The 20,994-nt window shown below is 71.0% G+C and carries 18 protein-coding genes; 13 read left to right on the top strand and 5 right to left on the bottom strand.

The window, feature by feature from the left end:
• Positions 1–272: 272 nt before the first annotated feature.
• From ACFWXO_RS39625 to ACFWXO_RS39570, 12 genes are all read left to right on the top strand, one after another.
• On the top strand, positions 273–695 hold the full coding sequence (locus tag ACFWXO_RS39625; RefSeq protein WP_380530662.1) for a DUF2958 domain-containing protein: 423 nt from the start codon (positions 273–275) through the stop codon (positions 693–695).
• A 48-nt stretch (positions 696–743) separates the two neighbouring features.
• A complete protein-coding gene (locus tag ACFWXO_RS39620; RefSeq protein ID WP_380530660.1) occupies positions 744–1,022 on the top strand; it encodes a hypothetical protein in 279 nt (92 codons plus the stop codon).
• Positions 1,023–1,272: 250 nt separating this feature from the next.
• Complete coding sequence (locus ACFWXO_RS39615; RefSeq protein WP_380530657.1) at positions 1,273–1,722, top strand: hypothetical protein; 450 nt, start codon at positions 1,273–1,275, stop codon at positions 1,720–1,722.
• A gap of 62 nt (positions 1,723–1,784) precedes the next feature.
• Positions 1,785–2,327 (top strand): hypothetical protein, encoded by a 543-nt coding sequence (locus ACFWXO_RS39610; RefSeq protein WP_380530654.1) that lies wholly within the window; start codon positions 1,785–1,787, stop codon positions 2,325–2,327.
• Between the two features lie 101 nt (positions 2,328–2,428).
• Positions 2,429–3,583, top strand: a complete 1,155-nt coding sequence (locus ACFWXO_RS39605; RefSeq protein WP_380530652.1) for a DUF932 domain-containing protein — start codon at positions 2,429–2,431, stop codon at positions 3,581–3,583.
• Positions 3,584–3,791: 208 nt separating this feature from the next.
• Positions 3,792–4,070, top strand: coding sequence for a hypothetical protein (locus ACFWXO_RS39600; RefSeq protein ID WP_380530650.1), 279 nt, complete (start codon positions 3,792–3,794; stop codon positions 4,068–4,070).
• Between the two features lie 275 nt (positions 4,071–4,345).
• The gene (locus ACFWXO_RS39595) at positions 4,346–4,858 is read left to right on the top strand and encodes a hypothetical protein (RefSeq protein ID WP_380530648.1); all 513 of its coding nucleotides are present in this window, start codon (positions 4,346–4,348) and stop codon (positions 4,856–4,858) included.
• An 86-nt stretch (positions 4,859–4,944) separates the two neighbouring features.
• The gene (locus tag ACFWXO_RS39590) at positions 4,945–5,517 is read left to right on the top strand and encodes a hypothetical protein (RefSeq protein ID WP_380530645.1); all 573 of its coding nucleotides are present in this window, start codon (positions 4,945–4,947) and stop codon (positions 5,515–5,517) included.
• Entirely contained in the window at positions 5,514–6,515 is a 1,002-nt protein-coding gene (locus ACFWXO_RS39585; protein WP_380530642.1) for a DUF2637 domain-containing protein, read from the top strand. Before ACFWXO_RS39590 ends, ACFWXO_RS39585 begins: the two co-directional genes overlap by 4 nt.
• Positions 6,478–7,326 (top strand): phosphoadenosine phosphosulfate reductase family protein, encoded by an 849-nt coding sequence (locus tag ACFWXO_RS39580; RefSeq protein WP_380530639.1) that lies wholly within the window; start codon positions 6,478–6,480, stop codon positions 7,324–7,326. Before ACFWXO_RS39585 ends, ACFWXO_RS39580 begins: the two co-directional genes overlap by 38 nt.
• Positions 7,323–8,528 carry a hypothetical protein gene (locus ACFWXO_RS39575; RefSeq protein ID WP_380530636.1) on the top strand — a complete coding sequence of 402 codons (1,206 nt, stop codon included), beginning with the start codon at positions 7,323–7,325 and terminating at the stop codon, positions 8,526–8,528. The genes ACFWXO_RS39580 and ACFWXO_RS39575 overlap by 4 nt, the downstream gene beginning before the upstream one ends.
• A 186-nt stretch (positions 8,529–8,714) precedes the next feature.
• Positions 8,715–9,704, top strand: coding sequence for a helix-turn-helix transcriptional regulator (locus ACFWXO_RS39570; RefSeq protein WP_380530633.1), 990 nt, complete (start codon positions 8,715–8,717; stop codon positions 9,702–9,704).
• 34 nt (positions 9,705–9,738) lie between these two features.
• Here the strand turns inward: ACFWXO_RS39570 and ACFWXO_RS39565 are convergent, their stop codons facing one another.
• Together ACFWXO_RS39565 and ACFWXO_RS39560 are read right to left on the bottom strand one after the other, a co-directional pair.
• Complete coding sequence (locus tag ACFWXO_RS39565; RefSeq protein ID WP_380530630.1) at positions 9,739–10,962, bottom strand: hypothetical protein; 1,224 nt, start codon at positions 10,960–10,962, stop codon at positions 9,739–9,741.
• A gap of 191 nt (positions 10,963–11,153) precedes the next feature.
• A complete protein-coding gene (locus tag ACFWXO_RS39560) occupies positions 11,154–11,603 on the bottom strand; it encodes a hypothetical protein (RefSeq protein WP_380530627.1) in 450 nt (149 codons plus the stop codon).
• Between the two features lie 315 nt (positions 11,604–11,918).
• Between ACFWXO_RS39560 and mobF the strand changes: the two genes are divergently transcribed.
• Positions 11,919–16,943: a MobF family relaxase gene (gene mobF / locus ACFWXO_RS39555; protein ID WP_380530624.1), complete on the top strand. Its 5,025-nt coding sequence runs from the start codon at positions 11,919–11,921 to the stop codon at positions 16,941–16,943.
• A 46-nt stretch (positions 16,944–16,989) separates the two neighbouring features.
• Here the strand turns inward: mobF and ACFWXO_RS39550 are convergent, their stop codons facing one another.
• The 3 genes from ACFWXO_RS39550 to cas5 all read right to left on the bottom strand — a co-directional run bounded on the left by ACFWXO_RS39550 (position 16,990) and on the right by cas5 (position 20,961).
• Positions 16,990–17,247, bottom strand: a complete 258-nt coding sequence (locus ACFWXO_RS39550; RefSeq protein WP_380530621.1) for a hypothetical protein — start codon at positions 17,245–17,247, stop codon at positions 16,990–16,992.
• Between the two features lie 598 nt (positions 17,248–17,845).
• Positions 17,846–20,260 carry a CRISPR-associated helicase Cas3' gene (gene cas3, locus ACFWXO_RS39545; RefSeq protein ID WP_380530618.1) on the bottom strand — a complete coding sequence of 805 codons (2,415 nt, stop codon included), beginning with the start codon at positions 20,258–20,260 and terminating at the stop codon, positions 17,846–17,848.
• 23 nt (positions 20,261–20,283) lie between these two features.
• Entirely contained in the window at positions 20,284–20,961 is a 678-nt protein-coding gene (cas5, locus tag ACFWXO_RS39540) for a CRISPR-associated protein Cas5 (protein WP_380530615.1), read from the bottom strand.
• Positions 20,962–20,994: the final 33 nt, after the last annotated feature.

The raw sequence follows: 20,994 nt of genomic DNA, 5'->3' as shown, positions 1-20,994 counted from the left end.
GCCCGCCTCAACGGCGCTGCGCGTGGCTTCGCCACCGGCCTGCGGCCGGCCCTTGACCCGGACGGCCTCTTTGCCCCGGACCCCAGGCAGCTATCAGGGGGACGGGGGAGGTGCGCCCTCGAATCTGATGGTCTGTCACCCGGCTTTCCCGGGCGGCGAACCCTGCCTTCATGATTGACTAAAAACCCCCTTTGAGGTATTCTTATCTTGTTGGTCAGGGAGGGCAACCCCGACCAGCAGCCCACGAAGAACTCCCCGTCGAGAGGCAGCGCATGACCGAGCTGAACAGCATGAACGTCGAACCCGGGACGTGGTCCTGGGGGGCGATGCCGGAGCAGAACCGGCAGGCCAGGGGGCACGAGTTCTACCCGCCGTTCGCCGACCTCGCCAAGATCCCGGAGCTGTACGCCACGGACGGCCAGCCGTTCGAGCAGAAGGTCTGCCACCTCCACTACTTCACCGGCGGATCGGACTGGTACATCGCCGAAGTGGACCCGTCCAGCGGCCTCGCCTTCGGCTGGGCGCGGGTCAACTACCCGGAGGGCGAGTGGGGTTACATCCACCTGGTCGAACTGGAAGAGCTCTACCTCACCCCCGCCGCTCGACCCGGCGCCCTGGCGCTCCCGATCATGGTCGAACGGGATCTCCACTTCACCCCGACCCGCGCCGCCGACATCCCCGCCATCGCCTCCTAGGTCCGCCTGTTCACCCCTTCGAGTCCGGTCGAACCGAGGAGCCCCGTCATGCCCAGCCTTGGCCCCGAGCGCACCGCCGCCGACGAAGCGGCCCGCGCGCTGCTCGCCACCCATGCGTTCACCGCCGCCACCCCCGGCACCTACCGGTGCGAACCCACCATGCCCGAGGGCGTATCCGTGGTCGTCCGCGACCTGATCACCGCATTGCTCCACCTTGCCGACGTCACGGGTGTTCAGGGTGACCGCCAAGAACTCACCTACAACGCGTACCTGCGGTACCGCGAGGAAGCCGCCTACGAGCGGCTCGCCGAACTCGCCCCCTTCTGAGTCCAGTTCCCCGGCGGTGGTGGTGGTCGCCGCCGGGGGCGGCGGGGTTCGGGCGCGCCTTCGGCGCGGCTGTTTTTCTGGCCAGGGGGAGGTGCGCCCTCAAATCTGACGGTCTGTCATCCGGCTTTCCCGGGCGGCGGACCCTGCCTTCATGATTGACCAAAAACCCTCTTTGAGGTATTCTTGTATTGTTGGTCAGGGAGGGCAACCCCGGCCAGCGACCCACGAAGAGCCGACCGAAAGGTGCCACGTGACCACGATCGACCTGGTCCGCCTGCGCGAGATCAACGACGAGAAGCGGGCCGAGTGCGGCCACGCCGAGGGCCCCGGCTGTGCCTGGTGCTGGCTCACCCCCGAGGCGATCACCGAACTCCCCTTCGCCGAGCGCCTGGCCGCCGCCGTCGAACTCGACCACATGCTTACCGAGATGGGTGTCCCCCGCGCGCCCCGGACGGTCGTGATCGTCCACGGTGCCCGGACCTACGCCGTCCAGATCATGTGCCAGGAGCTCGGAACCTGGGAGCTGCGAATCCCTGCGTCCGGCGAGGAGTACACCCTCTATCGCGGAGCGATCTACGCCGAACCCGCCGCGCAGGTCCGCGACGAGAGGGTGCCCACGTGGACCCGGGGCAGTGACGATCTCGCAGACGTCGCCCGCAGCTTCGCGGGTCTGCTCTGGGCATCCGGCCTTCGGCGCTGATCTACCATCCGGCCCGGCGAGCCGCCGGTCCGGGCTCCGCCCTCGCTCCCGAAGGAAGACGTATGAAGATCATCGACGTTCACCATGACCTGACTGTGGACCGCCTGGCCCGCTCTCGCGAAGTCCTCGCAGCCCTGTCCTGCATCGGCTCTCGCTTCGACGCTGCCGCTGCCGTCGTCCGGGAGGTGGCCCCGGAGGAACTGGCGGAGCTGCCTCCCGTTCCGGTGCTAGACATCGCTGACTGGGAGCAGGCGTGCCACGCGCTGGTCGCGCTAGACGCCTTCCTGGCAGGTGCCGAGGCCAGGCTTGCGGCCGTACGCGAGGGCGGCAGGGTCGTTGTCCCGTGGCAGGTGCGCCTGTCATTCGTCTGCGGTCTCGACACCATCGCCAGGGCTTGGAGGGATGCCTACCTGCCCGGCGCGCACTACGTGATCAGCCCCGAACTCCCAGTGCGGCCCGACCTGCGCGCGACGGCCGCGTGGGCTTCGAGCGCAGGGGGCGCCATCGCCTGCGCCCGCCGCTGGTCGAAGGTCGTCACCGTGTCCAACTTCCGCGAGCTGTCGGACGAAGCGGACGCGGCAGCCGGGCATCCGCATAACCAGTGACTTGACCAAAAACCCTCGTTGAGGTATTCTTGTCTTGTTGGTCGGGGAGGGCAACCCCGGCTGACGCCCACGAACCGAACCCGTGTGAAGGGACCTCGTACATGACCATCTCCCTGGCCAAGACCTCCACCCGTAACGCCAGTCTGCGCGAGATCGTGGACATCCTGCGGGAGCAGCAGCCCCGCAAGGCCGACATCATCACCCCGGCGCAGAGCATCCGTGCCGAAGGCGGTCGACTGATCGTCAACGGCGCGGACTACGACTACGACATCACCCCGGACGGAGTCACCCGCAAGGCCGCCGAACTCCGCCTCACCGGCGTCGCCGAGTCGGGGCTGGCCGAGAAGCTGGGCATCCCGGTCGGCTACCTGCGCAAGACCCGGGTCGAGGCCCCGGAGCTGTGGGACCAGAACGTCAACGGCTGGCTCACGCACGAGAGCCGCGAGGCCAAGAGCTACATGATCCGTACGCTCCGGCCCGGCCAGGGGGAGGACACCGGTACGGCCCGCGCGTTCCTGAGCGCGAGCTACCGGATCATCGACAACCTGGACATCCTGACCGCCGCGCTCCGGGGCGTCTACGACGCGGGTGTTCAGGTCCGCCTGGACAGCTGCGACCTCACCGACCAGAAGATGTACGTCCGGGTTGTCGCCGACGAAGTCCGCGCCTACGCCCCGGAGCTGCTGCGCAACTACCGCTCCCCGTTCACCGAGGCGCGCGGCAGCGACAACCCGACCGTCTTCGCCGGGTTCGAGATCTCCAACTCGGAGACGGGGTGCGGGGCGTTCACGATCGTCCCCCGGCTGGTCGTCCAGGTCTGCGACAACGGCATGACCATCACCAAGGACGCCATGAAGTCCGTGCACATCGGCGGACGCCAGGAGGACGGCGTGATCCAGTGGAGCGGCAACACCCAGGACCGCACCCTCGACCTGGTCACCGCCAAGACCGCCGACGCCGTCCGAACCTTCCTCGACCGTGACTACATCCTCCGGCAGATTCGTGACATCGAGGACAAGGCCGTAGCCCGGATCGCGGACCCCGAGAAGGCGATCACCACCGTCAGCCAGCGCCTCCGATTCTCCGAGGCGGTTCGGGCCGACGTGTTCTCCCACTTCATTCGGGGCGCCGACCTGTCCGCCGGTGGCGTCATGCACGCCGTGACCTCCGTCGCCCAGACCCTGCCCGACGCCGACGAGGCCCACGAACTCGAATCGCTCGGCATCCGCGCCATGGAGCTGGCCGCCTCGCTGTGACCGCCCCGCGCGCCCCGCGCCCCCCCCCGGGGGGGCCCGCCCCCGCCCCCCGCCCGCCGCCCCGGCGCCCCCCCAACTCCATGCGCGGGCCTCCCGCGCCTGGGCGGGGGCCGCCGCGCTGTCCCCCCCCCGCCCCCCGGCCCCAAAGGCCGGGCGGCCCGTCACAGACCAGCAGCCACAGCCCAGTGCGCCCGAGGGAGACCCCACCATGAACACCACCGTCGACCGCCTGCGCAATCTGGTCGCCGAGGTCACCACCTTCGAAGAGGAGTGGGAGGACAAGCTGCGCGCAGCTCTCCCGACCTACGACCCGTTCCGCGACGGCTTCCCCGTCGAACCGCGCGACGAAGTCCGCTACTTCGAGCTGTGCGGCGACCGCGCCGCCGAGGCCCGTGACCAGCTGCACCGGACGACCATCGGCATCGAGAAGGTCATCAGCGAGATGACGGACACCGAGTCCGAGCCCGAGGCCGACCAGCCCGGTTAACCGGGCAACCGCCGCCGAGCGTGACGCTGGGCGGCCCTCCGGCCGGGAGCGCCGAGGAGCGGGGATCGACCCCGCACCTCGGCCCAACCCCTCCCGCCGCTTTCCCACCGCAGCACCAAACGCCGCACCGCCCGCCGGCCTCTGCCGCCCGTGGCCAGCCGGCCCCCGGCCCGGGGCGCCGAGCTGCGGGGATCGACCCCGCACCTCGGCCCAACCCCTCCCGCCGCTCCCCTGCTGCCCACCTTCACCCTTCGTACCACCAGGAGAACCACACCGTGCCGACCCTGCCCCACACCGGGCTCCAGACCCCCGACCAGCCCCGCTACGAGGTCACCGCCTGCCGCGAGTTGATACTGCTGCGCGGAACGCCGTTCCTGGCCACCATCAGCCACGGCCACCGCGAGATCGGCACCGCCCAGAACTACGGTGACGGCGACCTCACGGAGTTCGTGCCGCACGGCGACTTCGACACGGCGGACTTCGCGAGCTTCGCCGACGCCTGCCGCCTCGACGGCAAGCCCGTCAACTTGTCGCTGCTGCTCGACCTGCTGATCGAGGAGTACAACGTCGCCCGCTCCCTCCGGGCCCAGCTGCGCAACGGCCGCACGATGCTGCGCGAGGTCACCGCGGACGGCACCCGCATCACCGGCACCGCCGCGATACCTGACACCGCCGCCGGCCGAAAGCGGCTCCGCGAAGCCCTCGGCCAACCGCTGACCCCCGGCGCCGTCACCGAATTCTGGAACGGCACCAGCTGGGAGCCCCTGACAGGCGCCTCCGAGTCCTGAGCCCACTCCGGGCTCAGCCCGGCAACGTCCCGGCCGCGCCGAGCCCGGCCAGCCCCAAGCCCCCAACTGTCCAGGAGACCAGCAGCATGCCGACATACATCGTCCCCGTCGACGTCATCACCGTGCACATGGTGCCCGTCCTCGCCCCCACCCCCGAAGCTGCTCAAGCCGAAGCCGATCGCATCGTCACGGGCGACTGGGAGACCTGGTTCGACCACGCCGAGCCCGTGGTGGTCGGGGACGCCCACACCGAAGCCGAGTGGGACGCCGAGCAAGAGCGCCTCAGCCGCACCGGCACCAGCGGTCAGCCCGGCCCCCTCTCCGCCAGCCAGCCGAAGGACACAGGCCCCGCGGCCAAGCCCCGCGCGCCCCGCACCGATCACCACGCGGACGGCACCGACTGCCCGCCCACCCACAGGCACACCAGCGCGGGCAAGCCGCTCACCGAGCGGTGCCCCGGACGGGCGTACTCCACCGCCACATGCACGTGCGGCTGGACCACCCGCAGCACGCTAATGGCAAACCTCCACGAACCCCGAAACCGCCACCTCCCCCACCACCGCTCCCACCACCCCCCCCGGGTTCAACACCCGACGCGGCCCGGAGGGCAACCGGGCCGCGACGACCTCCCACGAACCCGGAAGACCAGCACCACGTGACCACCCCAAACCACCCCGACGACACGGCGGTCCGCGACACCGCGCCCGCAGAGTCCACACCCACCCGACTCCAACTCCCGCGCGACGGCGACGCGCTCACCGCCGACATCGTCGTCGGCGTCCTCGGAGTCGCCGCGTTCGCGGTCAGCTTCAAGCACGTCGTCCAGACCGCCAGCAGATCGGGCCAGGCCGGATGGGTGGCCTACGCCATCGCCGTCTCCGTCGAACTGATGGCCCTGGGCGCCGTCTCCGAACTCCGCCGCCGCAAACGCCACGGACACCCCGCCCGCTGGCCCCGCGCCGTCCTGGTCCTCGGCGTCAGCATGAGCCTCGCTGCCAACCTCGCCGTCGCCCAGCCCACCCCGTGGGGGTACGTGATGGCCGCCTGGCCCGCCGTCGCGTTCCTGGCCGCCGCCGGAATCATCGAGTCCCGCTCCTCGGCCCGGCCGGCTCCAGAGGCGCCACCCTTCGCAACCTGCGGCCCGCCCGCCGACCCCGCCGAAGAGACCGGCGCCGACGACAGCCCCGCGGCCGCCGCGCAGCGGTCTGGCCCAGCGCCGGCCGACGAGCCCCAGCAGCCGGAGGCGGCCGAACCGGACATCGAGGACGAGCCCGCCGAAGACGAGCAGACCGACCCGGAACAGCCGCTCCGGCAGCGCCCGAGTCGGCTGCACGTCATGACCGAGCTGCTCGCCGCGATGACGGCCGACCCGAACTGGAAACCCGACTACGACGAGTTGATCCGTACGACCGGCTGGGGCCGGTCCTGGTGCGAGAAGCGTGTGGGCGAAGCCCGCACGCTCCACCGAGGCCGTACGGAACCTGCCGCCCCCGAAGAGGCCGCCGCCCGCACGGGCGAGCCGCAGCTCCTCCACCCGGTCCGTACGCCCCGCGACGCCGATGACCAGCCCGTACCCCCCACCTCCCAGCCCGCACCGAACCCGTACAAGGAACCCGCCCGTGAGCACCACCCTCCACATACCGCCGCAGCTGCGTGACGCCGACGCATACGTACTGAACAACAGCGCGGGCAAGGACAGCGCCGCGATGCTCCACCTGTGGGCGACCACCGCCACAGAGGAGATGTTGGAGCGCACCGTCGTGCTCCACCTCGACCTCGGCGACGCCGAGTGGGACGGAGTACCCGCCCTCGCCAGCGAGCAGGCCGCCGCGTACGGACTGCCCTTCGAGGTCCGCCGCCGCGAACTCGGCGGCCTGCTCGACCTCGTCCGGGCCCGCGGCCGTTGGCCTGGGCCCGGCACCCCCTTCTGCCGCAGTTACCTCAAACGGGACGTGGCCAGGAAGTTCTACACCGAGCTGACCACCCGACTCGGCATCACCGGCCGACCCGCGCACATCGTCACCGAACTCGGCCTACGCGCCGACGAGAGCACCGTACGGGCCCGCCGCCCCGCCATCGCCCTGGACCGGGCGGCCAGCTCCGGACGACGCCAGATCACCACATGGCTGCCCATCCACCAGCTCAGCACCGACGACGTGTGGAAGACCGTACGGGCCAGCGGCATCCCGCCCCACCCCGTCTACCAGCACCTGCCCCGTCTGAGCTGCCGCCTGTGCCCGTTCGCCGGACGCGCCCACCTCATTACGGCCGCACGGATGGCACCGGACACCGCACTCGACTACGCCCTGGTCGAGGACGAGATCCGCCAGCCCTTCCGCCGCGACCTCTCCATGGCCGAGATCATCGATGCCGCCGAGCGTACGGACGACGACCCCGTACGGGCCCTGCGCCCCTGCGGGACGCCAACCCGTACGCTCTGGCGCCGTACGGAGGGCTGCGCCGCATGAACCGCACCGCCCCTGTAGGGGCCGACACCGAGATGCCCATCGTGCTGAGCTACGGGATGGGCCTGGACAGCGCCGCCGTCCTCACCCGCTGGCTCACCGAGCCGGCCACCCGCACCTTCCCGCTCGACAAGTTGACCGTGCTCACCGCGATGACCGGCGACGAGCCGGACGTCACCCGGCGCCTCAACGAGAACCACGTGCTGCCGCTGCTGCGCGACACCGGCACGCGCTTCGTCCAGATCAGCCGCACCAGTCAGAGCGGCGGGTACACCGTGCTGGACGACTCCCGCACCCCGCGCCGACTGATCATGAAAGGCCCGTGGCGGCTGTCCGACGAGCTCCGCACCAGCGGCACCGTCCCCCAGATCGCAGCCAAACGCCGACTGTGCAGCCTGCACGCGAAAGGCCAGGTGCTCGATGAGTGGCTGGCCGACGAGTTCGGCGGCCGACCCTTCCGACACGCCCTCGGCTTCGCCGCCGAGGAGCTGCGCCGCGCGGAACGCGACGAGGGATTCACCGCCACCGGCCGCCGCCCCGAGTACCCGCTGATCGACCCCTGGGGATGGGACCGGCACCAGTGCGCGCAGTACCTGCTCGACCGCTTCGGCGAACCCTGGTCGCGCTCCGCATGCGGCTACTGCCCCTTCTCCGCCGGGCACCGCGGCCGGGCCGAGCTGATCGAACGCTGGCGCGCGGAGCCGGCCATCGGTGCCCAGGCCCTCGCCCTGGAGTACACCGCCATGGCCCTCAACCAGCACTCGAAGCTCTACGGCAGCGTCGCCGCCCAGGACCTCGCCCGCACCCACGGACTCACCGACGTCCTCACCCAGTTCGAGGAGGACCTTCGACGGCAACGGTGGAGCGTCTACGAGGTGCGCCGCATCGTCCACCCCCGCCGCGACGACCCCACCGCCAAGGGCGCGGCGTGGCGCAGCGTCCGCACGGTGTTCACCGGGCACCGCGACGACGCCCAGCTCGTGCTCCGCACGGTGTCCGCCGGAACTGCCGTCACCGACGAGTACGGCATCACCAGGGCCGAGATCATCCCCCGCACCAGCGGCTACCCGGCCATCGAGATGGCGCTCGCTCTCGCACCGGCCGGAGTCCACGACAAGCAGAGGCCCGCGTTCGGCTTCTGGTGGGACCGACTCCACCACCAGGCCGCGCCCGGAGCCCGGCGCAGGGTCACCCTCGCGGCGTGACCGAACGGAAGACGGGGGCCAGCAGCACGGCCGAAGCCGTGCCGACCTCGCGGATCGGCTGGGCAAGCCGCTGGCCCCCTCCCACGAAGTCGATCCCGAAGGAGCGCTACCTCGCGTACGTAAACTAGTACACGCCGAGCCGGGGAAGCGCGTCCCCCTGAACTCTCACCCAAAGGAGACCCGCTGATGGCCCCCGCCCCGACGCTCGCCGAGCGGCTGGCCGCCGCCCCCACCGACCGCCTCAGCGTCGCCGACATCGCCAGCGTGACTGGCCTGTCCGAGCAAACCGTCCGCCGCCTCACCCAGGACCCGCAGTGGCCCGGAGCAGACGGAACCGGTGACCGTGGCGAGCAGCGGTTCGAGCGCGACGCCTGCGCCCAATGGATGCGCGACCACCAGGCTGCGCGGGTCGACGTCACCGAGCTGCCCGGGGCCGACACCGACCGGGTCACTATCACCGACATCGCTCACCGAACCGGCATCCCGCGCGCCACGATCAGCCCGATGCCCGCGAAGTACAAGGACAGCAACGACCCGTTCCCGGCCGCCGATGTCCTCAGCACCTACAACTGGGGCGAGGTCAAGTCGTGGCTGGGCCGGCGGTCCAGCCGCACCGGCCCGCGCGGCACTACCGCGGTCCCGGTTCCGGCCGAGGCTCCGACCACCACGCCGGTGCTCGACGTGCTCACCACCGCCATGATCGAGCGGCTCACCGGCCGGGGCAAGGAAGCCGTCAAGACCCTGGTCCGCCGCCCCGAGATCGCCGACCTCAGCAGCGGCAAGGTCGGCCGCTCACGGGTGTGGCCCGCCGCTGCCCTGCTGCCGGTGCTCTGGCGACTCGGCTACCTGCCCGAGACGGGCCCGCTCTCCCTGGAGCAGACCGCCGTCCTCGTCGAACTCGGCTACCTCCCCGAGAAGGGGAAGCCAACCCCCGAACAGGCCGCCGTGCTGCTTGACTTCGGCTACGACCCCAAGGGCACCGTCGAGCACCGGGCGTGGCTGGCCGGCCCCCTCCGCTCGGCGACCGAGCTGGCCGCCCACTACGGAGTCACCCTCAGCGCGGTCAGCCGACGGCTCAGCCGCGCGCGGGACGCAGGCGAGCCGGTCCCGACCACGATCGACACCGAGGACGGCAAGCGCTATGACCCCCGGGTGTTCGACAACTTCTGGAAGTAGAAAGCCCGGACCGGCAAGTGCCGTCTCTGCGGGCTCAGGCGGTTGTCGCCTCGGGCTGACCGGAACCGGTTGAGTCCTCCTGCTCGTCGCCAGCCGTCTCGGTGGAAGGCAGGCCAGCTCGGGCGCGCACCATCTCAGCACGAGCCTGAATCAAAACGGCGCAAGCCTTGATGATTCCTGCCACGCCTGCCGCTCCTGCTGCGACTGCACCACCGATCGCAGTGATCACCTGTGCTGTGTCGGACGGGCTGAACCGCGCGGTAGCGATGTCTTCGAGAACGGAGTGCGCGGCGATGTAGGCGACCAAGTAGGCAACCGCTGCGACCAGTAGAAGCACAGCTGCTTCGACTAGCTCAGCCCGGCGCCGCTGGTTGAGGCTCGGCGCGAGCAGTGGGCCACGATGCGGCGTCCCGGCCGTGACGAGGGTTGCGCCGCCAGCGCCCCAGTCGTGCGCCGGGGCCACCAGCTCGGGGTCGACAAGGTTCAGAGTGGTCTGCGGATCACTGGTCGGCTGGGCAACGTGTTGAAGGACCGAGGCAATGATCGCCACGAGCTGTCGATGAGATTCCGGATCACCCCACAAGCTCTGTTCCCGCAACGCGAGAACGCGTTCGACGACCTGCCGGGCCCGCTCCCGAAGGTGGTCCCGGTGGGCTGGGTCTGTTCGGCGCGGTTCACATTCCGCATGAACGGTCAGCGCGGTGCAGAAGCGGCCCACGGCGTCCGAGACAATCGATGCCCTCGATTTCCCGCGTACCTCACCAAGATCAGGAGCTGTGAGAGCCTCCAGCGCGGCCACTGCCGCCATTGCGGTGTGCTCGTGCGGGACCGAGCGGGTGTAAGCCCGTCTGTCGAGAGTAGCCAGAAATCCGGTCACGGCAATGAGCACGAGGATCACAGCGAGCGGCCACACCGACGCGTGAACGGCGATGCTCAGCTGCAGGGACACGACCAGAGCCAACGTCGGGATCGTCCAGCGCGCCCCAAGCGCAATGCGGCCGGCGATCGCTCCCGCGAGTCGCCGCCGCATAGCGCTTAGATTCGGCACACCAGACTTTGGAACGCCGGCTTGCAACAAGTGTTCCCGCGTACGGATGGCGCGTTGCGCCGCAGCCCTCCGAACGAACCTGTTTCGCTCCAGGGCAAAAGCCCTGCCAGGAACGCGTGGTCTGCCTCCCCACGGCAACAGGAAGATAAGCACGACCAGCAGGTCTGCGATGTAGACCACCAGGCACCACGCGAGGACGTTCACGGCCATGAGCGCGATGCTAGCGACCGTGACAGACAGGTACGGCAGATTCGTCAGGAAGAGACGCTCTGAGTGCCCGCGCAGTGCAACGCTCAACTCGGATCTCCGCACGTCGTTCTGCGGCTGCCTGGCGGACCCTCGTCGAAGCACGCCGAGACCAACCGATGGCTCTCGTTGCGACGCTGCCAGCCGACCGAGCTCTACCCTGCTGTGGTGCCACTGCCGCCCGATGACTCCGGCCGCTCTCCAGCAACCGGGACCGACGCAACGGCCAAGGTGCCCCCCTCGTCAACAGGCGGCTTCTTGTCGCCGGCCGCCTCTGCTAGGACCGCCCGCACCTCCGCCAGCGGCAGCCCCGTCAGCTCCGCGATCTGATCGCGCGGCTCACCCAGAGCCTGGAGCCTCACGACGGCCAGCTTCGCCCTCTGTTCCGGCTCCTTAGCCGCCGCCTCCGCGTCTGCCAAGACCTTCGCTGCCCGCGCGCTCGCGCTCGCCCGCAGCTGCTCCGCCCTCCCCGTCTGCTCGTAGAAGTCGGCCAGCGTCGACTCCACCCGCCGCTCGCGCTGGAGACGCTCCGCGTCCCGCGCTGCCTTCGCCTGCTGCGCCGCTCGAACCGCACTGGCCCGCGACGCCGAAATTCGTCCGCTCATGCCGGAACCATAACCGCAAAACCCCAGGTGATAAACCCCGTAGATTCCCTATCGATAAGCGTTGATAAACGTCGAGAAGTCTCGATAGGAAAACCGAGACGCGCATCACCGGAGCAGCCACGAAGGCGCTCTGACCTGGCCATCTGCTAGCCATGACAAGTCATCCAGACACCTCTTGCAGATATTCTGAGCATGGTCCGCTGCGCGGGGCTAAAGTACTCACATGGCATTTGATGAGGCAGGTGAATCGGCGGCTCGAATAGCTTCTGCGCCTACCCTCATCCGTAACCGGAAAAGCTGGGGGTGGTCGCGTTGATGACCATCCACAAGCTCACCGCCGGCAACGGCTACACCTACCTGACGCGCCAGGTCGCGGGCGGCGACGTACAGCGTCAGCGGGGTCAGTCCGCGGAGGAGTACTACACCCAGAAGGGCAACCCGGCGGGCGTCTGGCTCGGCCGCGGCGCGCCCCTGCTGGAGCTCGACGGCACCACCGTCACCGAGCAGCAGATGAAGCACCTGTTCGGCCTGGGCCAGCACCCGGACGCCCAGCGCATCATCGCCGAGCACCTGGCCGCCAACGTGCGCGCCGACATGAACGATGAGCAGCTCAAGGCCGTCCAGGCCGCCGCGATCAAGGCTGCCACCCTCGGCCGCAAGTACCCCGAGTACGAGCCGTTGGACCCGTTCGCCGAGCGCGTCGAGCGGCGCCTGGCCGTCATCGAGAAGGAGACCCGGCGCACCCCCAGCAGCGCCGAGATCAAGAAGGTCCAGCACGAGGAGTCCCGCCGCCAGCGCGCCGCCGTCGCGGGCTTCGACCTGGTCTTCGCCCCGGTGAAGTCCGCCGCGGTGTTGTGGGCGCTGGACGAGCGCCCGGAGGTCCGCGCCGCCGTCCGCGCAGCCCACGAGGCCGCCCGTGACGCCGCGCTGGAGCTGCTGGAGGAGAACGCCGCGTACACCCGCACCGGCAGCACCGGCCAGGCCCAGATCGACACCAAGGGCCTGGTCGCCGTCGCGTTCGACCACTTCGACTCCCGGGCCGGCGACCCCAACCTCCACACCCACGTCGTCCTCGCCAACAAGATCCAGGGCATCGACGGCAAGTGGCGCTCGCTGGACGCCCGCGGCCTCCTGGCGATGACGGTCGCCACCTCCGAGTTCTACAACTCGCGGTTCGAGACCGAGCTGACCGCCCGGCTCGGCGTCACCTTCGAGGCCCGTGAGGACTCCGCCACCAAGCGCCAGCCGGTGCGCGAGATCGTCGGCGTCCCCGTCGAGGCGATCACCCACTTCTCCTCCCGCAGGACCGAGATCGAAGCCCGCTACGAGCAGCTCCTCCGGGAGTACCGGCGCGAGCACGGCCACGACCCCTCCCGCGGCATGACCCACCAGCTCGCCCGCCAGGCGAACTTGGACACCCGCGAGGGCAAGAAGGCCCCCCGCTCCCTTGAGGAGATGCGCGCCGACTGGACCCACACCGTCACCACCGCCCACGGCCAGGACATCGTCCAGCGCGTGATGGCGGCCGTTCCCGCGTCCGAGAGCACCCCGGCCACCGTCCGACAGGAGGAGCCGAAGCCGGTCGAGATCCCCACCCTCGCCGCCGCCGTCATCACCGCTGTCGGTGAGGAGCGCGCGGTGTGGACCGCGTGGAACCTGCGCGCCCACGCCGAGCGCCTGGTCCGCTCGGAGCACCCGGCCACCAGCACCGCCGAGCACCAGCAACTGGTCGAGGCGATCGTCACCGAGGCCGTCTCCCCGGTGCACAGCATCCGCATTGACGCCCCCGCCCTGCTCACCGAACCCGAGGAACTGCGCCGCTCCAACGGCGACTCCGTCTTCGTCCAGCACGCCTCCACCCGCTACACCAGCACCGCCATCCTGGACGCCGAACGCCGCCTGGTCACCGCAGCCCTCACCCCCGTCACTGTGGGCCCGAACCCGGCCTTCGTCGGCGCCGCCCTGGACGGCTTCGAGGCCCGAAACCGCGCGCTCGACGAGGGCCAGCGCGCCCTCGTCACCGCGTTCATCACGGACACCCGGATGGTCTCCCTCGGCCTCGGCCCGGCCGGCTCCGGCAAGACCACCGCCATGCAGGCGTACGTCCACGTCGCCAACCAGGCCGGCCAGCGCGTCGTCCCGCTCGCCACCTCCGCAGCCTCCGCCGCCGTCCTCGCCAAGGACCTCAAGCAGCCCGCCGAGAACCTCCACAAGTTCCTCTGGGAGTACACCGGCGGTAAGTACATGGGCGAGCTGCTCAGCGGCCGGAACGTGCCCAAGAGCCGGTCCGGCTTCGTCCTGAACCCGGGCGACGTCGTCCTGGTGGACGAGGCCGGGATGGCGGGCACCCTCAACCTGGACAACCTCGTCAAGATCGCCGATCAGCGCGGCGCGACCGTGCGCCTGCTCGGCGACTACCGCCAACTCAGCAGCGTCGAAGCGGGCGGCGCGCTGCGGCTGATCGCCGCCGAAGCCGGCGCCGTCGAACTCACCACCCTCCACCGGTTCAGCAACAAGACCGAGGCCGCCGCCACCCTCAAGATCCGCACCGGCGACACCGCCGGGCTGGACTTCTACTTCGCCAACCAGCGGGTCGTCAGCGGCTCGCGCACCGCCATGGTCGAAGCCGCGTACGACGGCTGGAAGACCGACATGCTCGCAGGCCGCACCACCCTGATCAGCGCCCGCACCGGCACCGACGTCACAGCCCTGTCCGCCCGCGCCCGCGAGGACCGCGTGGCCGCCGGCCAGGTCGAGGCCGACGGCGTCCTGCTGCGCGACGGCAACCGCGCCGGTAAGGGCGACTGGATCGTCACCCGCAAGAACGACCGCAAGCTCACCACCAACCGGGGCCGCGACTTCCTCAAGAACGGCGACGCCTGGGAGATCCTCAAGCGCCACGAGGACGGCTCCCTCAAGGTCCGCCACATGGAACACCGCGGACACCTCACCCTGCCCGCCGAGTACGTCGCCGCCAACGTCCAGCTGCTCTACGCCTCCACCATCACCCGCTCCCAGGGCGGCACCGTCGACACCGCCCACCCCCTGGTCACCGACGACACCACCCGCGAGGAGCTGTACGTCCAGCTCACCCGCGCCCGCCACACGACCACCCTCTACACCGCCACCCACGAACTCCTCCCCTTCGACACCGACGAGCAGCTTGACCAGCCCAAGAACGACCCCAACTCCTTCGCCGCCCGCGAGGTCCTGGAGCGCGTTCTGAGCCGCGAAGGCGCCCAGCTCTCCGCCACCGAGACCATCCGCAACGCCCAGGAGGACGCCGTCTCCCTGGCCACCCTGGTACCCCGCCACCAGCACGCCACCGAGACCCTGACCACCCCCTACTACCACCAGCTCATCCACCGACTTCTCGGCCCCGCCCTCGCCGAGCAGATCACCGCCGACGACGCGATGACCGCCGTCACCCGCGCGCTCCGCACCGCCGAAGCCGGCGGCTGGCAGCCCGAGCGACTGCTCGCCGCCGCCACCTGGCGCGGCGACCTGACCACCGCCGACTCCCCGGCCCAGGCCCTCGCCTGGCGCCTGAACACCATCACCAACGAGCGCCCCGCCCCCGCCCACCTCAACGCACCCACCACCGCCGACACCACCCGCTACGCCGCCCTGGTCGCGCAGCTCACCAACCTGCCCGCCCACCGCTTCGACCCCGAGACCGCGACCGCCGAACCGGCCGCCCTGCGCATCGCGCCCGCCGCCGCCCAGGCCGCCGACGCGCACCCGCACGTCCCCGCCGACACCCTCAACCACTACGCCACCGCGGCTGCCACCACGCTCAACACCACCACCGACCGCGTCACCGCCCACCCGCAGTGGCCCCACCTCGCCGGCGCCCTGGCCGCCGCCGAACGCACCGGCCGCGACACCACCAACCTGCTCACCGCCGCCGCCAGCCAGGCCACCAGTACGAGCGACCCGGTCACCGCCCTGACCCGCGCCGCCCGCACCACCCTGGCCGAAGACGGCATCCCCGAGCACCACCAGCAGGCCCCCGAAGCCCTCCGCCACCAGGCCCTCGCCGCCACCGTCCTCGGCGACGCGCACGCCACCCGCGCCCGCAACGAGAACACCTGGCCCGCCCTCACCGCCGCCCTGCGCCGCGCCGAGACCACCGGCCACGAACCCGCCACCCTGCTGCGCCAGGCCGCCGAGAGCCGCCCGCTCACCGGCGCCGACAGCCTCAGCCAGGTCCTCGCCTGGCGCATCGGCCGCCACCTCGCCACCGCCGCACCGGCCACCACCGCGCAGCAGAACGACCGCGCCGAAGCGGAGCTGTGGCGCACCCTCGCCTGGAACCTCAAGGCGATCGAGAACACCGGCACCACCGCGGAGACCGCCCTCTCCGAGGTGACCGGCCGCACCGCCCTGCCCGAACTGCTCCAGCACACCCAGCAGCAGGCGCTCGCCCACACCCGCGCCGCCTCCGGCCGCGCCGACCTCCCCGCCTGGATCAGCGCCGTACCGCGCTCCACCGCCGCGAACCCGCTCCACCACGACTACCTCACCGACAGCGCCACCCTGATCGCCAACCGGCTCTCGGTGCTCGCCGACCGCACCGTGGAGCACCGTCCGGAGTGGAGCCGGACCCTCGGCGAAGCCCCGACCGACCCCACCCAGCGCGCCCAGTGGCAGCAGCACCTCGCCGTCGTCGCCGCCTACCGCGACCAGTACCGGGTCACCGACGACAACGCGATCCAGCCCGCCGGCCCTTACATCGAGGAAGGCCGTACCGGCCACGACGCCTACTGGCAGGCCACCGCGGCAGCCCTCGCTGCCCGCCGGACCGCCGCCGCGCCGGTCGGCCCGGAGAGCAGCACCGGGAACACCGACCAGCAGGCCCGTCACCAGCTCACCGCCGACGTCTACCGAGCCCTTCCCGAGGCCGACCAGGCCGAGATCCTGCGCACCGTTGCCACCCGCACCGGCGCCACCTGGCTCGCCAACATCCCGCGCCTGGACGACGCCGCCCTGGCCCAGCCATCCGTCGCCGAGCAGGTCACCGCCGTGCTCACCGAGCGCCGCCAGCTGACCGCCGAGGCCACCCAGTCCGAGCAGCCGCAGGTCGAGGAACGACGTCAGCCGACCCTCGCCGAACGCCGCCGCGCCGGCCGCCAGGCCGAGCGCCAGGCCCACCGCGACCAGCTCCAGCAGCGCGGCGGACAGCCCACCCGAGCTGCCCGGCCCGTACCCGGCCGCCAACCCGAGCCCGTCGAACAGCGTCAGGCTCAGGCCCCGGTCCAGCGCCCCGCCGCGCCGCAGCAGCAAGTTCAGCAGCCGCCGCAGGCTCGCCAGGACCAGCGCGGTCCGCGCATCCGCTGACGATCATGACCGTTCGAGGCCGAGGCGCCCAGGCCCGATGCCGAGGTCAGAGCCGTCGAAGTGCCCTCGCGCACTCACGGCATCGCCGGTCCTCGAACGCTGCTGGATACCACGGCTCCCCGTAACCGGCCCGGTAGTGCGTGTGCACCAACGGGTCGGTACGGACGCCACAGAGCGTCGTCGGCAGCGGGTCCTCCGGCACTTCAGGATCGCTCGCCGCAGCGTGGACCGACCGGACGAAGGCGGGGTCCGCTTCATCCGGGTCGAACCCCTCAAGAACCTCCAACAGCACCAGTACACCCATACCTCGACGGTGCCCTCGGCGCCTGGTTGGCGCACGCTGAGAACTTCGAGCGGGCACCAGACGCCGCCCGGCGGCCCGCTAGCTGGGCCGCGCCAGCTCGACGGCAGCCGACCCGAGCCTCAGCCCGCTGACGTCGAGGCAGGCAGGGGCCGGGTACGTGGACGGCGTCGGCGATCCGGATGGCGCTGTTGACCAGAAGATCTCCCACCTCCGTGGAGGACGGCCCCTTTCGCTAAATCAGACAACGGCTGGTGTTGCTCCGGCATGCGGGCACGAGCTCGGCGGTGTGGGGCCAGTCGGTTCAGGCCCGCTACTGGGCGGTGGCGTACCGGGCCCGGAAACCGAGGTGCTGGTAGGTCAGGGCGGCGGAACATTCGGCTTCGACACGTGGGAGTGGTAGTTGATACCCCTTACAGGGGCGATGAGACGAGGGCCTAGCCGAGGGGCTGTGGGTTGGTGTGTTCGCGCCCACCTTGGTACCCCTCCGAGGGATGACGAGGGCTTCCTGCGGTTCGTCACGGTTGACCTTGACGAGTTGCTACCCCTGCAGCGGGATGTTGAGTGCACTGCAGCTCAGCCCTGATGCTACCGGTGAGCGTTACACGACCTGGCCGGTCTGGTAAGCGTGTCGGTGGGGGCCGCGGACGGCGAGGAGACCGAGGTCGGGGTCGTAGTCGGCGTCGAGGATGCGGACGTTGAGGGCCTTCTCGTAGCGGCTGAGTGGGGCGGCCCAGGCCGGCATGGGGATGAGGTACTGGTCGGCGACGAGTCGTCCTTCGGCGGCAGTGCCCTGGGTGAGCGCGTTGGTGTAGGCGGCGCGGTGCTGTTCGAGGATGGCTTCAGTGCCGTCAAAGAGGTCGTCGAAGGTCTGGGCGAGGTCGGTGCGATCGGCGAAGGGACGGCGGAAGGTGAGGAAGGCGCTGTCGAAGATGTCGCGGTGGGTGGTAACTTCGTTGTGCCAGCGCTTGCCCCAGCCGGTGGCGTAGATGGTGTTGAGCCAGCCCGTCGCGTCGGCCTCGCTGATGATGCGGCTCTGGTGTTCGAGCAGGCGCTGCCAGCCGGCCTCGACCGGTTCGCGGGGATAGATGCCGTCGGCGTACTCGCCGGGCTGGTTGCGTCGGCGGGTCCAGGCCGGTACGTGGACGATGACGTCGGCCGGCTCCCGGGCGCCGAGGCGGTTGACGCGGCCGAACCGCTGGAGGAGGGCCTCCAACGGTGCGGCGGCGGTGAACAGGACGTCGAAGTCGAGGTCGAGGCTGACCTCGACGACCTGGGTAGCGACCAGCAGCCCGGGGAGGCGGTCAGCTGCTGCGCTGGCGAACCGGGCGCGAATGTTCTGCTCGATCCGGTTGCGGTCCTGTCGGGTGAAGCGGGAGTGCAGGAGGAAGGCGCTGTCGTCGCCGTGGAGGGCCCGGCAGTGCGGGGCGAGTTCGGTGAACAGGGCCAGGGCGTGGGCAACGTTGTTGGCGACGACGAGGACGCTCTGGCCCTGGTCGAGCCGGCCGCGGATCTCGTTGGCGGTGGCCGGGTCGGTGAGGTGGTGCTGACGGACCTGCAGGCGGTGGCGGGCCGGCAGGCCGAGATCGGGGGTGTCCACGAGCGCGGGCGTCTGGGCGAGCGTGTCCTTGAAGAGGTCGGCGAGGACGTCGGGCAGGGTGGCGGAGACGACGGCGATCCGTCCGCCCAGGCGCTCCCACAACCGGGCCGTGGCGAGGATGTAGCCGAGGCGGCGGGAGTCGTAGGCATGCAGCTCGTCCAGGATGAACACCGAGTTCGCGGCATCCACGAGCAGGCCGGCGTGGGCCGGGCCCGCCAGCGCGGCGCGGAGCAGCTGGTAGGGGGTGCCCACTCGCACGCTCTCGCGGAATAGGCGGGTGGCCGCTGCCCGGGCCAGGGCCTTGGCGGCCTCGCTCTGCTGGCAGGGCCCGGCCTGCTCGTCTTCGTCGGGGTTATCGGTGGAGTGGATGGCGGCGGCCAGGTGGTAGGAAGCTGCGCGGGAGTGGGCGACGCCGACCAGCTCTGGGTCGCCGAGCAGGTCGGCGAAGCGGTCGGCCATCGCGTTGATGGAGGCGAGGTAGGGCAGGGTGAAGAAGACCCTGGGTACCCCGCCCGTGTGCCGGGCGAGCTCGGTGACCTGGCGGGCCGCCCAGAGCAGCACGGCCTCGGTCTTGCCGCTCCCGGTGGGCGCGCGCAGGAGCAGGTGACCGCTGGTATCGGCCGCGCGGAGCTGGTGCTCGCGCAGTACGCGGCCCTTGGTGGCCATCTGCTCTTCGAGGGCGGGCCGGAAGCGGTGGTCGAAGGGCTGGGAGGTGTGGAGACAGCCGTGGGCAGAGGAGAGGTGGTCGGCGACCGTCACCGCTCCTTGGAGTAGGACAGCGGCCAGGCCGATGTCGGCGGCCACCCGCCGGTCCCAGCGGTTCAGCAGCTCGGTGAGGATGCCGTGCGCCGTGTCGGTGAGGCTGGTGCTGCTCAGCGTGCCGGTCTTGTGGGTGGTGGGGAGCAGGGCGCTGGCCGCGGTGGTGTGCAGCCAGCCGAGCAGCGCCGTCACCGTGTTCTCGTCGATCGGGCCGATCCGCTTCGCGAGTTCGTCCGGTGTCAGGCCGTCGTAGAGGAAGCGCAAATCGCGGCCGTTGCTGCCGGTCATGGCGCGGTGATGGGTGGCGACACCGGCCGCCACCCACCCGAGGAGCTGCTCGTCCGGGACCAGGGCCGGCAAGAAGCCCAGGGAGACGACCTCGTGCCGTTCACCCCAGGAGCGCACCCGGCCGAGGAGCATCTGCTGGCAGCCGTCGGGGAGTTTGCCGCCGTCGTGGTACAGCCCGCTCAGCTGGGCGGCCGGCCAGAACCGGCCGTCCAGCACGCGCTCGGCAGCCTCAATCCGGCCGACCCGCCGGGCGAGCTCGATCCCGGCCACCAAGGTGGCCGCCAAGTGCACCGTCAGCTCCTCGGGCGGCACGGCGCCGCGGGCGCTCTTGGCCAGCAGCGTCCGCAGGGGATCGGCGCTCGTGCCCAAGGTTGTCTCCTTCTATTGCCGGGTCAGGCCGGGTTGACGGTGGTGGTGAAGTGGGCGCCGGGGTGGACCGGCGGCAGCAGCAGCACGGCCTGGCCGTCGGCATCCGACCAGCTGCCGGGCACCGGGGTGCGGCTGCGGGCGGTGGCGTCGTGCCGGTAGTCGCCCCAGACGGTCCGCTCCCGCCCCGGGGCAACCGCTGTCGGCAGTCGCAGCAGCGTCCCCTGGGCCTTGGGGAACGTGGGGACGACGGCGCCGCGCTGCTCCCCCTCGGCCGGGGTGAGGACGGTGTGGTCGAGGCGGATTCCGACGAGGTCCTGGCTTCGGCCCAGCCGCAGCGGCCACACCGGCCGCCGCAACCGGCCGCGCCATACCTCGGCATCGTCCAGCAGCCAGAGCCGCACAGTGGCGTCGGCGAGGAACTCCCGGGTACGCGGGACCGGGGTGGTGGCCTTCCCAGTGGCATCCAGCGGGTGGTAGGTCTCCAGGTCGACCCCGGCCCCGGCGGCGTGAAAGGCCATGGCGAACCGCAGGCCGACATCGACCTCGTCCCAGCCGCCGGCCGCCGCCGCGAGCATCCCGGCGACGGTGGACGGCGGCGGGCAGGGATGAGTGACCTGCACACCGGCATACAGGTGGTTGCGGAAGGAGACCACCGGCGCGGTCAGCGTCACCCGCAGCGCCGTGACCGGGGCGGCCGTCATGCCGCGGGGTCCTCGAACCAGGCGTCGTGCTCG

Origin of the sequence: Kitasatospora sp. NPDC059088 (assembly GCF_042738155.1) — a bacterium.
Taxonomy (GTDB): Bacteria; Actinomycetota; Actinomycetes; order Streptomycetales; family Streptomycetaceae; genus Kitasatospora.
Note: the sequence above shows the minus strand (reverse complement) of the source record. Positions and strands in the feature narration are given on the sequence as shown.

What these genes read in the sequence shown, in the direction of transcription:
- ACFWXO_RS39560 (WP_380530627.1), bottom strand. Translation starts at nt 11,603, where the DNA reads ATGAGCGGACGAATTTCGGCGTCGCGGGCCAGTGCGGTTCGAGCGGCG.
- mobF (WP_380530624.1), top strand. Translation starts at nt 11,919, where the DNA reads ATGACCATCCACAAGCTCACCGCCGGCAACGGCTACACCTACCTGACG.
- ACFWXO_RS39600 (WP_380530650.1), top strand. Translation starts at nt 3,792, where the DNA reads ATGAACACCACCGTCGACCGCCTGCGCAATCTGGTCGCCGAGGTCACC.
- ACFWXO_RS39570 (WP_380530633.1), top strand. Translation starts at nt 8,715, where the DNA reads ATGGCCCCCGCCCCGACGCTCGCCGAGCGGCTGGCCGCCGCCCCCACC.
- ACFWXO_RS39625 (WP_380530662.1), top strand. Translation starts at nt 273, where the DNA reads ATGACCGAGCTGAACAGCATGAACGTCGAACCCGGGACGTGGTCCTGG.
- ACFWXO_RS39620 (WP_380530660.1), top strand. Translation starts at nt 744, where the DNA reads ATGCCCAGCCTTGGCCCCGAGCGCACCGCCGCCGACGAAGCGGCCCGC.
- ACFWXO_RS39550 (WP_380530621.1), bottom strand. Translation starts at nt 17,247, where the DNA reads ATGGGTGTACTGGTGCTGTTGGAGGTTCTTGAGGGGTTCGACCCGGAT.
- ACFWXO_RS39590 (WP_380530645.1), top strand. Translation starts at nt 4,945, where the DNA reads ATGCCGACATACATCGTCCCCGTCGACGTCATCACCGTGCACATGGTG.
- ACFWXO_RS39610 (WP_380530654.1), top strand. Translation starts at nt 1,785, where the DNA reads ATGAAGATCATCGACGTTCACCATGACCTGACTGTGGACCGCCTGGCC.
- ACFWXO_RS39575 (WP_380530636.1), top strand. Translation starts at nt 7,323, where the DNA reads ATGAACCGCACCGCCCCTGTAGGGGCCGACACCGAGATGCCCATCGTG.
- ACFWXO_RS39605 (WP_380530652.1), top strand. Translation starts at nt 2,429, where the DNA reads ATGACCATCTCCCTGGCCAAGACCTCCACCCGTAACGCCAGTCTGCGC.
- cas5 (WP_380530615.1), bottom strand. Translation starts at nt 20,961, where the DNA reads ATGACGGCCGCCCCGGTCACGGCGCTGCGGGTGACGCTGACCGCGCCG.
- ACFWXO_RS39565 (WP_380530630.1), bottom strand. Translation starts at nt 10,962, where the DNA reads ATGGCCGTGAACGTCCTCGCGTGGTGCCTGGTGGTCTACATCGCAGAC.